Genomic DNA, 12,733 nt, shown 5'->3' on the forward strand with positions numbered 1-12,733 from the left:
CCTCCCCGCTAGTGGAACGGATGAACCGGCGGCGCGACCGTTTGCGGTGTGAGCGTGCGCAGCATGACCGGATGAGCCTTCATTCCGGTTCCAACCAGCTTCACGATGAACATCGGCTGCAGCATCGCGTGATCGGCGCTGCGGATCTGTTCCTCCCCTTTGGGTGCCATGAACTTCCAGCCTTCGAGCGAGGAGATCATCTTGCTCACGTCCTGATCGCCGCTGGCTTGCACCGCATGCACGATCATTTCCGCCGCGACGAAACCATCGGCGTCGAAGAGATCGGGAACCTTCCCTTGCTTCTTCAAATAGTCGATCATGAAGTCGTTGGCGGGATTGTGGCAGCACTGATAGACGTAGAGCGAGATGAAAAATATCTTCGAGGCTTCACTGCCGAAATACGGATAGGTCGCGATCTGCGGAAGGCCGGTCACGATTTTCGTATGGTCGGCAGCACCGCTGTCTTCGAGCGATTTGAAGAGTGCGCCGCCGGTGACGCCGGCCCATGCCACGAAGAGCAGGTCGGGCTTCGCGTCGATCACTTTTTGCGCGAACGGCGAGAAGTCGTTGGCCGAGAGCGGAACGAGCAGTCCGTTCACGGTCGCGCCTTCCGCGCCCAGAACCGCGCGAGCGGCCGCGACGTTGGCTTGCCCGAAGGCCGAATCTTGCGCCAGCACGAGCACGGACTTGCCGCGCAGATTCGTGCCAAGCACGGTGCCCACCGAGAGCACGTCCTGATACGTTTGGCGCCCCGAGCGGAACGTGTTCCGGTTCGCGCCGCTGACACCGTCGACCGCGGCCGGGCCGGAGATATAGAGAATGTTGTTTTCTTGCGCAAGCGGCGCCATCTGCAGCGCGATGCCCGACCAGACCGTACCGGCGATGATCTTGGTTCCTTGGCCGATCAGGTCTTTGGCCGTCGCGACGGCTTTGGCGCCGTCGCCCGCGTCGTCGTTATAAGAGACGACGATTTGGTGCCCGTTGACCGCTCCGGTGCCATGCGTAGCGTAAGCGAGGCCGGCTTTGAAGCCGTCGTCGTATTCTTGTCCGTACACGCCGAGTAGCCCGGTCGTCGAGTTGATGATTCCGACATTGACCGGCGAGGCCGCTGCCGCGAAACCGCCGGTGTAGACAAGCGACAGCGCGAACGCGCAACAGCCCGCGCCTCGCACGATGCGGTGAGTATTCATGGTTTCGAGTATCGCAAATCAGGCATGCGCTGTTTACACCCAAAAGGACATACTTTTGTGCGGGCGAAGGCGATGAAAAGCTTCAATGCAACGAGCCCCGCACGGGATACATTCCCGCATCCGCCTGGCGGCGGACGAACTCGCTCATTTGGAACGCGAAGTTGCTCGACTGGTGTCCGTTCTCGATCGCCGGGCCATCCTGATCGAAGCCACGCGCATCCTGACCGCAGAGTGTGGGTTCAATTGCGCTTGGTTTGCCGAGCGAGACGATGACGAAACCGTCGTGATTCGTTACGGAGCCCACATGCTCTCGCGCATTGCGGAGATGCAGCTCAAGCGCGGACGCGGGCTGGGCGGGAAGGTTTTTGCGCTCGGCCGCACGCTCTGCGTCGACGAGTACCTGGGTTCCCGCGCGATCACCCACCATTACGACGAGAAGATCGTCGAGGAGCGCATGCACGGCATCATCGGAACGCCGATCCGGTACGATGGGACGTTCGAAGGCGTGCTGATGGGAGGTTCGCGCGACGGGACCACCTTCGGCGACGGCGCGGCGAAGATGATCGAGACCGTGGCCGAGCGAACTGCGCAGGCGCTCAACGTCGCCGAACAGGCGCAGCGGCGCTCCGCCGCCGCCATTCAGGAAGAACGGCAGCGCATGGCGCTCGATCTTCACGACACCGTCGGCGCAATGCTCTTTGCGATCACCGCGGGCGTGCGCAGCGTGAACGAGACGGTCAGCGACGGCGACTTGCGCGCGCGTCTCGGCGCGATCGAGAGCCAAGCCAAGGAAGCTGCGACGATGCTGCGCGATTCGCTTCGCGCGCTCGCGACACCGACCGATCAGCTTGCGCTCGGTTCCGTATTGCAGGCGGCGATTCATCATTTCGAAGTCCGCTCGTCGATCAAGGCAAATCTGGTCATGCTCGACGTTCTCCCCTCCCTGAGCGATGCCGCGGTTCGCATTCTGATTGCCGCCGCCAAAGAAGGCTTGCTGAACATCGAGAAGCACGCGCGCGCGAGCAGCGTGGTGGTCACGTTGGGCAGCTTGGGCAACGGCGTGACGATGGCAATCACCGATGACGGTATCGGCGCGAGCGGCGAAGCGGTTCGCGCTGACGAGCGCGATCACGGATTCGGTCTGGATGCGATCGAGCACGCGCTGGCGGGAATCGGCGGGACGCTGCACGTGAGCGAAAATCCCGAGGGCGGTACGACCTTCCGCGTATGGGTGCGCAGTTGAAGACGGTGGGCGCGAGGCCGATTCGGCTGCTGGTCATCGACGACCATCCGGTCGTTCGCGACGGCGTCGCGTTGCTCGCCGCCTCGACACGGCGTATCGAACTCGTCGGCTACGCGCCGAACGGCAAGAGTGCGGTAGAGCTGGCCGCTTCCGCCGCGCCCGATGTCATCCTGCTCGATTTGCGTCTGCCCGACATGCTGGCTCCGGAGTTGATCGGCATGCTGCGGCGCAGCGTTCCCGAGGCGCGGATCGTGATCTTCACCGCCTATCCAAATCATCCGGCGGTCTGTGCAGCGCTGAGCGCCGGCGCGTGCGGAATCGTGGCCAAGGATGCGGCGCGTACGGACCTGGCGGCGGTGATTACCGGGGCGATGGACGGAGAAGAGGGCGGCGCCCCAACCACGGTTCCCGCGCGCGCGCACACGATGGTCGGCCGCCGGGAGTACGACGTGCTGCGCCGCGTCGCGATCGGCGAGACGAATCACGAAATCGCCGAGGCGATGAGCCTGAGCCCCAACACGGTCAAGGCCTATCTGCGCAACTTGATGCAAAAGCTCGACGCGCGAAACCGCGTTGAAGCCATATCGCGCGCGAGAGAGGCTGGTCTACTTTAAAGAGAAGAAGCTCCCGGCGGTGCCGAGAGCTTCTTCTCTTTTGGTTATCGCTTGTTTATATTAGAAGTGGAGTGCGTAGTTCAGTTTCAGTTCGCTGACCGCAAAGCGAATCACGTCCGGCGGCGGAACCGTGTCGGCCGAGTATCTGCCTTGCAGTTTGAGATACGTGTAGCTGAGCGTGAGACCGTGCGGAAGCACCTTCACCAGCCCGAAGACGGTGATGTTGTAGACCTCGGGCGTGTTCTCGGCGTGGAAGATCACGGGGGCGCTCGAGTACCCGATGAACGGAATGAAGCCCGGCACCATGTGGGTGTCGGCGAACGGGAACATCGTCAGCCCGTACGGATAGACCGTCTGGCTGCCGACGTAGCCATTGATGCCGCCGCTGTTGCAAGCCGGCTGGTACCCGGGGGTGTAGGTGGTGACGCCGCCCACCGTGACGCCCGGATTGCCCGCGCTCCCGGGGCATGGGACCGGATTGTTCGGGCGCGGATAGTAATCGACGTCGAAGGTGGCCTTGAACATCGGCGGTTCGAACATCGTGTGCGGGCCGAACTCGTAAGCCACGCCGACGCCCCAGTCGTTCGAGTTGATGCTCGAAGGATTCGAAAGTTCGGTGCCCGTTGGACCCGGACAGTTCATCTGGTTGAGGCACAACGCCTGGACGTTGGTGCGTTCGTGGCTCGAATAGTATCCATCGACCGAGAGCCCGTGGCCCGCGGCATAGGTCAGCGTGCCCTGGTCGGTACGGTCGTCGATGTCGCCGCTGATCAGCGAAAGGCACGTGAAGGTTGCCGGGCTGCACTTGCCATAGGCGTAGTTCCCGAGGCTCAGAACGCGGCCGATCGAGAAGTCCAAGTTGGAGTGGGTGTACGCCAGCGTCCACTTCTTGTTCATATGGTACGTCACACCGTAGTCGACGCGCCAATTGTTGGTGATCTGCGGGTTGGGATTGTTGTAGATCGGGATGTATCCGGGCGGCGGTGCCGCATTCGCATCGCCGGTTCCATTAAGGAAATAAGCCGGCGCGATGTCGATTTCCCAGCGATTGTCCGCGGCCGAGGCGGTCGCGATGGTGAACCCGATGAGGGATGCGAACAGTACGGCGGCGGCGATGATAGTCAATGTTCGACGCATGAGCTGCCTCCAAAGCAAAATTGGCGAAAGGCGGCCAAGCGCGTAAGCTTCTGACCCCTTCCGACTAACGTAATTATCGCATCTTAATAATTTTCCCTCATACACCCCAAAGGGTGTATTAAGGGAGGATTATTGCATATGCCAGCCGTGGCTCACGACGATCGACTGGCCGGTCAGCGCATTGGTGGGAAATGCGGCCAAGAATACCGCCGTCTCGGCCACATCGGCGGTGGTGGTGAATTCACCGTCGACCGTCTCCTTGAGCATCACCGTGCGTATGACGTCCGCCTCGGAGATGCCCAGGGCCTCGGCCTGCTCGGGGATCTGCCGTTCGACCAGCGGCGTGCGTACGAAGCCCGGGCAGATCACGTTCGAGCGGATGCCGAACCGCGCGCCCTCCTTCGCGACGGTGCGTGATAGACCGAGCAGTCCGTGCTTGGCCGCAACGTAGGGTGCCTTCAGCGGCGAGGCTTCGAGCGAATGCACCGAACCCATGTAGATGATGGAACCGCCCTTGTGGTGCGCGTACATATGTTGGAGCGCAGCGCGGGTCACCAGAAATCCGCCGTCGAGATGGACCGAAACCACCCGGCGCCAGTCCGCGAACGCCAACTCGTGAATGGGCGCGATGTGTTGGATTCCCGCGTTGCTGACCAGGATGTCGAGACCGCCGCCTGCCGCCACCGTGCGCTTTACGCCGGCGGTCACCTGCGCTTCGTCTACCACATCCATCTCGATCGCGATCGCGCGCGCCCCGCCGCGCTCCAGCGCCGATGCGGCGCGCTGCGCGCCCTCGGCCGAGATGTCGGCGATCGCGACGACCGCCCCTTCGCGTGCCATGGCGCGCGCGATCTCGAACCCGATCCCGCTGGCGGCGCCCGTCACCAGGGCGACTTTTCCGTTTAACCTCACAGCCTGAGTTTGGCAGGCGATCCGCTCGGGCGGATACACCTTTTCGGGGGTATTAGTTGCGTTCGAGCCAGTAGTCGCGCAGCGTCCGGATGATCTGCGGCGCGGTCGAGGTTTCATGCCGGCGCAGCAAATCGAGTTCGCTGTCGTGCAATTCGTTGTGATCGATGAAATGTTGGGCGAGGCGATTTGCGCGCTCGACATCCCAGAGAAGATAGCCTGCCATTGCCCCGAGCGCCGTGCGCGGGGCATGCGGGTGAACCGGGTAGACGTAGCGTTTGCTCCAGAGCAGCAGCTCGGCCGTCGTCATCGGCTCGGCAATCGCGTGACCCTGTCCGCAATCCGCGCCCAGAACTGCGGCGGCTTCCAAGATGCCGTGGTTCTCGAGCCCTTCGACGGTTACCGGCGTTTCGAGCGCGTGGGCGAGGCGGGTGAGGTAGAGGATGAATTCAAGCGCGCGCTGCGGATTGCGCAGCGCGCCGCGCACGAGTTCCTGATCGACTTTCACCGCATCGAAGGGATATTGATCGAGCCGAACCAGCGAACTGTGTCCGGCGCCAAGATCGTCTTGTTCGATCGAGATGCCGGCTTCGCGCAGACGGGCGATGAACGTGCGATGGCGCGCCGCATCGCCGGCGCCTGCCTGCGTCTCTAGCACCTCGAGCGCGAGCCGATTGGGTTCGATTCGATGCTCCGCGATCGCGCCGAAAAGCACGTTGAGGTACCGCGTATCGCCGAGAGCTTCGGCCGGAATGTTGATCGCGATTCGCGTCGTCAAGCCCTCGTGCTCGAGCTCGTGCCAGTCGCGGCACGCAAGGCCCACGACCTGTTCGAAGAGCGCAAGCAATTCCGCGTCGCCGAGCGCCGGGAGAAAGCTCGACGGGAGAAGCGGCTCGATTTCGCTCGTTTGCAAGCGCGCGAGCGCCTCGATCTTCGCGAGCGATCCGTCATGGAGATTCACGATCGGCTGGTAACGCACAATCACGCGATGCTTGTCGATCAGCCGGCGAAATTCGTGGCGATCGCTCATTGATACGACGGGTGCGTTGATGCGCTGCGCGACCGCGTGGCTGAGCACTTGTCGCAGATGGGCGACGAAACGCATCATGCGATCGGTGGAGAAACAGCCCGGGAAGGCACTGTACAGGCCGAGCAGCGCGATCGTGCGCCCGGCTTCGTCGACCAACGGAATCGCGACGCTCGATCGAAACCCGAGTTCTGAGCCCACCGGAAGCCACGGCGCGCGATCGGGTTCCAGCTTCCAGGCGGGCGATACGATGATGTGACCGCTGCGCCACGCGCGTCCGCTCGGCCCTTGGCCGGCGGGATCGTTCGCGTCGGTCGTGATCTGCGGAATGCGCCCTTCGCTCATCGCTTCGAGATAGCGATGCGCGACGCCGAACGTCGCTTCGATATGCAGGCGGCCTTCGTTGTCGGCGCGCGCAAAGTACCCCGAGATTTCACCGGGTAAGCCGGCAAGGGTGGCGAGCAGCGCGTGCACGAGATCGGAGAGATTCGCCGCCGCAACGACATGCTGATCGACGCGGCTCATGGTTTCGGTGACGTCGCGGCTCACCTGGTGGTAGCCGGCGACTTGTTCGTGCAAATCGACCAAGACGCGCGATGAAACGGCGCGCTGGACCGGCTCGCGCACCTGCGGCGGAAGGTCCGCCAGGTAGCGTTCGATGCCGCGTTGGAACGTCACCAGTGCTTCGACCAGCCACTGGATGTCCGCCCCGACGAGCGCATGCGTGCGGCCCGCGCGCCGTGCTTGGACCTGATGCGTCGCGAAGGTGAGCTGCGGACTGACGAGCATGACCAAGTATTCCGCTTGGCGTGCTTTGAGTGCGGCGAACTCCTCCGGTGTCAAGCGCGCGATGATCTCGCCGATCGAGCTCGAGCGTTGCAGCGTTTCGTAGAATTGTTCGGTCAGCGGTGAGGCCAGGCCGACGATCGGCTCCTCGAGCCGCCGCAGCGCCGCCCTCGCTTCCGCATCGTATGCATGCGAGAAATCCGCCGTCGATGAGGCGTCCACACCAACCCCCCAAAATAGGCCTAAGCCTCGTTAACCTACGTCATTAGGCGGCGGGCAAGCTCTCTCCCACCTCGCGGGACCGTTCACGCCGTTTCGCGTAAGAAACGTGTGTCGATGTGGCGATTTACGGCGGGACTTCTCACGTGTACCCTGCTCCTCGGGGCCGCGCAACCAGCGGCGAAAACCTCCGCGTTCGACATCTTGGGCGCCAGCATCGATCTCGCGGTCGATCGTGACGGAACGAGATTGCCGGCAACGCAGGTGCCGTTTCTCAAGTCCGGCGACGGCATCGAGATTTCGTTTTCCAAGGGCGTGCAGTTCAGCCGCATGCCGCGCTGGCATCTGATCGTCGCCGACATGTACGAGAACTATCTCGAACACCCGCCGGTCTTCTCGATTCCGGATGCGGACCTGAGCCGCGCGAAAGCGGGTACGGTGTGGAAGACGGTCGTGCCCGCCGATGCAACCCCGCTGATCTTTCTCGTGCCCGAGAGCGGAAGCCGGTACGGTCACGGCATCCCGGATGCGCGCGCAGCGATCGCCGAACTGAGCAACCGCGCGTTGTTGCTGCGCACGGCCAGGCTTTCGGCGAGCGTGCAGGTCAAGGCATCGACGCTGCGATCGTTCCTCGGTTCGCTCGCGTCGATTCAACCCGGTGAACTCGCCGACGGGCGCGCGCGCGTCGCGGCGGCCTCGCAATCGCTTTTCGGCTCGAATCTGGGCGGCGAGGCGTGTTTCAACTCGACGGTTGCGCAAAGCACGCAGTACGCATGCGCGGCGCAAGCGGTGGCGGCGGGCTACGAGAGTTCACCCAAGCCCGCCGTCGTGGCGGCGGTCGGCAGCGGTCTATCCGTCAACACGGCGACTTACGGAATGCTGATCGGCACGCTCTATCAGCTCTTGGCCAAGCGCCGTGTTTCCGCGCATTATAGTTTCGAACCCGGCGTCGTCAAGCCCGGCGCCAAGACGACCGACGTCTACGTCAGCGAACAGCTCCAGTACGATCCCAGCGCGGCGAAACCGTCCACGATCGTGTATTTCACGATCGGCTCACGGGCGACCAGTCCGAAGCCGCCGGTTTATGGCCCCGCTCCGGCGCTCCCGGTGTGCCTGGCGGATCGCGCACTCGATCTGACCATCCCGTTTAGCGCGCTTCCGATCTATTTCCGAAGCCACGAGGTCAGGTTCAAAGCCGGCGGAGCGAGCTTCGCGGTTCCGGCCACGTATGACGTGGTTCGCGGGTATCGTGCCGATCTGAGTGCGCAGCAGTTTTCGGAACTGAAGTCGGGCGGCACGGCGAGTATCGTCAGCAATTGGGGTTTCGAGAGCGTGCAGTCACCGGCGATCGATATCATCGAGCCGCATCCGGTGAAATGGGCGCTGCAGAAGGCGGGAACCTCGCTGGTCGCCGGAGCCAAATCGGCGCGGTTGACGTTCGACGACGCGGGGGCAGGAATGGGAAGCTGCGTGCAAACCGTCGAGGTGACGGACGAATTGGGTGATACGATCGCGCTCACGAAACTCGAGCGCGCAAAAGATACGGTGACGGCATCGCTGGATGCGTCGCAAGCCGGCGGAGCGAGCGGAAGCGCGATCGTGCGAGAGCTCGGGAATATCGAGTCCACGCCGGTCGCATTTACGATCCTGCCCGCGATGCCGTCGATCACCAGCGCGATCGCGTATCTTCCCAAAGGCGTGCTCGTGCTCAAGGGAACGGGCTTGAAGTACATCGCGAGCGTGATGCTCGAACGAACCGGCATTCGATTCGGATCGGGTACGCCGGATTCCGACGGATCGTGGTCGTTCACGGCGCAAACGCCGGCCGGCTACAACGCGGCATGGGAACACGAAACGATGGCGATTTCGTTTACGCTCGCCCCGCCCGACAAACGGACGGCGGCGGTGGAAGCCGACGTCGAATACGCTCCAACGCCGGCTCCCTCGCCTACATCGACGCCGACTCCCTAGGGATTGCTCGGCGTCTGGGGATTTCCGGCTAGCGGCGCAAGCGGATCGAGCGCGTATTGCGCACCGTACGGCGTTCCGTTTCCGACCACGTAGTTGTAGCCGCGTTTCGACGGATATCCGTTGTTACCGGGGATGTCGTTGTGGAAGACCGGACCGTTCCCGACCGTGCCGAGCGCGGCCAGCGCGTAGAGCAGGTAATTCGCGTTGCCGGCGCGGCTGTGTGTGATTTGATCTTGAACGGCTTGCAAGCCCGCAAACTCCGGTGACGAGGCGCTGGTGCCGATCAGCAGATAGAACTGACCGCCCAGGGCGGTGACGTCGGAGCTGCGATCCGGGCCGCATGGCGTCACCGATCCCACCGGACATCCGCCCATGTGCATCGCCACGTCGGGGTTGGTGCGCATCCGCGAACCGGTGTTGACCAAGTCCTGATACGGTGGTTTCGGCCAGTAGATGCTGACGCCGCCGCCCGATCCCCAGATCTCGCCGGCCGGTTCGCCCGAGTCGGCTGCGAATGTGTCGTGGTCGGCGTTCTCAGCCACGTACGCCGAACGCAACGTGCTCGTGTAGGTGGTAACCAGATTGGTGCCGCCCACCGCGGTGACGTCAGGATCGTTCGCCGGCCAGTTGATGCCGAGCGTCGCGATCGTTCCCGTCGGGTCGGTACATTCCATCGCGCCGAAATCGCCGGAGGAATTCATGAACGTGATCCCTTGGGCGTTGCCTTGACGATAGAGATCGTGGAAGTCTTGAAAGAGGTACGTGAAATCTTCGCCGTCGTTGTAGGCTGCGGTGAAATAGAGTTCGCACAAGCCGAACGACGTGCTCACCACGTCGGCCAGATTGTCTTCGTCGATCGCGGTGTACATGTCGAGGAAGGAGGGCGCGATCGACGCGTCCGGGGCTTCGTAGACGATGATCTTGGCGCCGGGTGCCGACCCGCCCGATTGCTGAACGTCGAGCGAGACTTCATCCGAGTAGCCGCTGTCGATGTTGAACGGCGGGCTCCCGCCGTCGACCGGCCGGCGAATCACCGTCGGCGGGGTGAGATTCTCGTGACCGAAGTAGAGTGCGACGTCGCTGTCGAGAAAATCGCTGGCCGCGAGAATCGCGATCGTCTCGCCGCGGCCGCTCGCGTCGGCGTACGAGGGATAGGCGTAGGCTTGTTTGAGATCGTCGAACCAATACGGCCCGACGTTGCTGTAACGGTTGTCCGGAAACGCCGCCGTCGTTCCGGCGAACATAAAGTCCGGCTTGAGCGCCGGCAGCGGCGCGAACGCCGCGACCGTCGCGTCGACCTTTGCCAGCGGGGCCGGTATCGTCGGCGCTTTGTTCGATTGCAGCAGTTGCACCGGCGCGGCACCGCGCGTGAGGGCCGCGCTGCGTTGCGCCAAAGTGACACCGAAGGTACGTTCGACGATAGCCTGCGGCGCATCCGCAACGACTCCCTGTGAGGTGATCGTCGTCTTGAAGCCTTGCGCGTTCAGCGCCGTTGCGACCGTTTGCAGGTCGCTAAGCGCCGGCCCGTACGATGCCCGGAATTGCGCCGGCGTCAAGAAATGATGATAGAGCGGCGAACCCTGTGTGCTTTGGTCAGCGATGAGCTGATCGAGTTCGGCACTGTTGCGCAGCGGAAGATGCACGTAGACGCGCACGTCCGCCGGCGCACCGGAGGGATAGGCAAACGACTGCGAGGCGGCCGCGCCGGTCGCGAGATTCGTTTGCGGAAGGTTCGTCATGGGAACGGGACTCGAGGAGTTGCCGCCTCCGCCGCACGCGGAGAGCGCGAAGAACGCAGCGGCAGCCAACCCGAAGGGTGCACGTATTGCCATTGCTCTTACTCCGTCTGACGGGTAGGCGGTGGGACTTACGTTGGCGCCGGTTGGGTCCTGCTTGGGAGTTTACTCCGCGTACGAGGCGTCGATGCGGTCCAGCTTGCGGATCAGTCCCGGCCAGGCCAGCGCGCCGCCGCCCGCGCCGCGGGTTACCTGCTTGGCCTGCGCCTGCGCGGTCGCGATGATGCGCGGGTCGATCGAAACCAGCTTATCGCCGCAGCTCTGCGCACGAACCTGGATCGTGCACGTGTTCTCGAAGGTGTACAGCGAGAGGAAGGCTTCGGGGATGCTCTCGGCCACGGTGAGCAAGCCGTGGTTGCGCAGCATCAGAAAGTTCTTATCGCCGAGATCGCGTACGAGACGCGGTTTCTCGTCGTCGCGCAGGGCCACGCCTTCGTAGTCATGATAGGCGAGCGAGGAGAGCACGAAGATCGACTGCTGCGAGATCGGAAGTACGCCGTGCTCCTGCGCCGAGACCGCGATGCCGTTGAGGCTATGCACGTGCATGATGCATTTGGCGTCGTCGCGGGCGGCGTGGATCGCGCTATGAATCGTGAATCCGGCCGGATTGATCTCGTACGGCGACTCCATGACCTTGTTGCCGTCGAGGTCGACTTTGACCAGGCTGGATGCGGTGATCTCATCGAAGAGCATGCCGTAGGGGTTGATCAGGAAATGATGGTGGGGGCCCGGCACACGAGCCGAGAGGTGCGTGAAGACGAGATCGTCCCAATGAAAATACGCGACCAGACGGTAGGCCGCCGCGAGTGCGACGCGTTGATCCCACTCCTCGGCTGAAACCCGATCGCGAACGCTGGATGCCGCCGCTACGCTCATGTGTGCCGTCCTTTCCGGGAGTTATAGGGTTCGGCGGATGCGCGCGCAATCCCAGCGCGTATGGAAGTAGACGACATCGTCGAGCCGACCGGCGATCAGCTGCGGGCGCTCGCCGCGAGCCCGGACGACGGACCGGTGATGATGCTGAACCTTCTCGCATACCGCGAAGGCGGCCGGGAGCATTACCGCGCCTATATGGCGGTTGCGCAACGGGCGCTGAAAGAAGTCGGCGGTTCGGTCGTGCTGTTCGGGCGGGCGTCGGAGCCCTTTATCGGACCGCCCGACGAACGCTGGGACGAAGTGCTCATCGTGCGCTACCCCAGCCGCGCGGCGTTTCTGCGCATGCTCTCGTTCGACTACTATCGCGACTCGCTCGTCCACCGGCGCAACGCATTGCAGCGCACGCGCATCTTCCCGCTCACCGTGGACACTGCTTCGTGATGCGCGGTTCAATGCAGCGGTCTTGAAAATCACAAACGCCACGCTGTCCAAGTCTTCGCTAACGCGCTTTACGCACGAAAACTCGAACTGCCGGGACTTACCAAGACTTATCATGACCTAATCCGTGACCCAACCGTGACTAGATCCGACATTTGGTCTCAGATCGTTAGCCTTGCGGCGCAGCGGTCAACGGGAGCCTTTTGCCGGATAGTCGGCCGATCGCGCCCGACCGAGCCGGCCCCGGATATCGCCCTCGCCTCGGGGCGACCACCACCTCGCCTCGGGCCAGGTTTGGCTCTATGCCGGCAGGCCTCGGAGCCGGGATTCGGGCGCCTCGGCATTGGTAACTGGCGTCCGCGCGGCGCTGAACCCATAGCGTGGTTGTTGCGCTGGAACTAGGTCTAAGGGCTTGGTACCAACGCATTGTCGGCGCGGAAGTGCGAAGCGTCTCCCATTGTGACATGGGCCATAAATCCCAAAATTCGACGAGACAGGACAGTCGCTCGTCGCTTTGAACCAGCCTG

Annotated in this window: 10 protein-coding genes; 4 read left to right on the forward strand and 6 right to left on the reverse strand. The window is 63.2% G+C overall.

The window, feature by feature from the left end; genetic code table 11:
* Positions 1-8: 8 nt before the first annotated feature.
* Complete coding sequence (locus tag VMF11_06475; GenBank protein ID HTU69950.1) at positions 9-1,190, reverse strand: substrate-binding domain-containing protein; 1,182 nt, start codon at positions 1,188-1,190, stop codon at positions 9-11.
* 172 nt (positions 1,191-1,362) lie between these two features.
* Between VMF11_06475 and VMF11_06480 the strand changes: the two genes are divergently transcribed.
* Positions 1,363-2,433, forward strand: coding sequence for a histidine kinase (locus VMF11_06480; protein ID HTU69951.1), 1,071 nt, complete (start codon positions 1,363-1,365; stop codon positions 2,431-2,433).
* Complete coding sequence (locus VMF11_06485; protein ID HTU69952.1) at positions 2,418-3,047, forward strand: response regulator transcription factor; 630 nt, start codon at positions 2,418-2,420, stop codon at positions 3,045-3,047. The genes VMF11_06480 and VMF11_06485 overlap by 16 nt, the downstream gene beginning before the upstream one ends.
* 60 nt (positions 3,048-3,107) lie before the next feature.
* On the opposite strand, the gene VMF11_06490 is transcribed toward VMF11_06485, so the two are convergent.
* The 3 genes from VMF11_06490 to VMF11_06500 form a co-directional block, all read right to left on the reverse strand.
* Positions 3,108-4,184 (reverse strand): hypothetical protein, encoded by a 1,077-nt coding sequence (locus VMF11_06490; GenBank protein HTU69953.1) that lies wholly within the window; start codon positions 4,182-4,184, stop codon positions 3,108-3,110.
* Positions 4,185-4,313: 129 nt separating this feature from the next.
* A complete protein-coding gene (locus tag VMF11_06495) occupies positions 4,314-5,213 on the reverse strand; it encodes a 3-hydroxybutyrate dehydrogenase (protein ID HTU69954.1) in 900 nt (299 codons plus the stop codon).
* Positions 5,149-7,128: an EAL domain-containing protein gene (locus VMF11_06500; GenBank protein HTU69955.1), complete on the reverse strand. Its 1,980-nt coding sequence runs from the start codon at positions 7,126-7,128 to the stop codon at positions 5,149-5,151. Before VMF11_06500 ends, VMF11_06495 begins: the two co-directional genes overlap by 65 nt.
* 114 nt (positions 7,129-7,242) lie before the next feature.
* Here VMF11_06500 and VMF11_06505 point away from each other — a divergent pair, with 114 nt between their 5' ends.
* Positions 7,243-9,096 carry a hypothetical protein gene (locus VMF11_06505; protein HTU69956.1) on the forward strand — a complete coding sequence of 618 codons (1,854 nt, stop codon included), beginning with the start codon at positions 7,243-7,245 and terminating at the stop codon, positions 9,094-9,096.
* Here the strand turns inward: VMF11_06505 and VMF11_06510 are convergent.
* The gene (locus VMF11_06510; GenBank protein ID HTU69957.1) at positions 9,093-10,928 is read right to left on the reverse strand and encodes a S53 family serine peptidase; all 1,836 of its coding nucleotides are present in this window, start codon (positions 10,926-10,928) and stop codon (positions 9,093-9,095) included. The two genes, VMF11_06505 and VMF11_06510, sit on opposite strands and share 4 nt — an antisense overlap.
* Positions 10,929-10,997: 69 nt before the next feature.
* Positions 10,998-11,768, reverse strand: coding sequence for a class II aldolase/adducin family protein (locus VMF11_06515; protein ID HTU69958.1), 771 nt, complete (start codon positions 11,766-11,768; stop codon positions 10,998-11,000).
* Between the two features lie 60 nt (positions 11,769-11,828).
* Here VMF11_06515 and VMF11_06520 point away from each other — a divergent pair, with 60 nt between their 5' ends.
* The gene (locus tag VMF11_06520; GenBank protein HTU69959.1) at positions 11,829-12,209 is read left to right on the forward strand and encodes a DUF1330 domain-containing protein; all 381 of its coding nucleotides are present in this window, start codon (positions 11,829-11,831) and stop codon (positions 12,207-12,209) included.
* Positions 12,210-12,733 lie beyond the last annotated feature (524 nt).

The sequence above is a fragment of the Candidatus Baltobacteraceae bacterium genome (assembly GCA_035502855.1).
Lineage (GTDB): Bacteria > Vulcanimicrobiota > Vulcanimicrobiia > Vulcanimicrobiales > Vulcanimicrobiaceae > Aquilonibacter.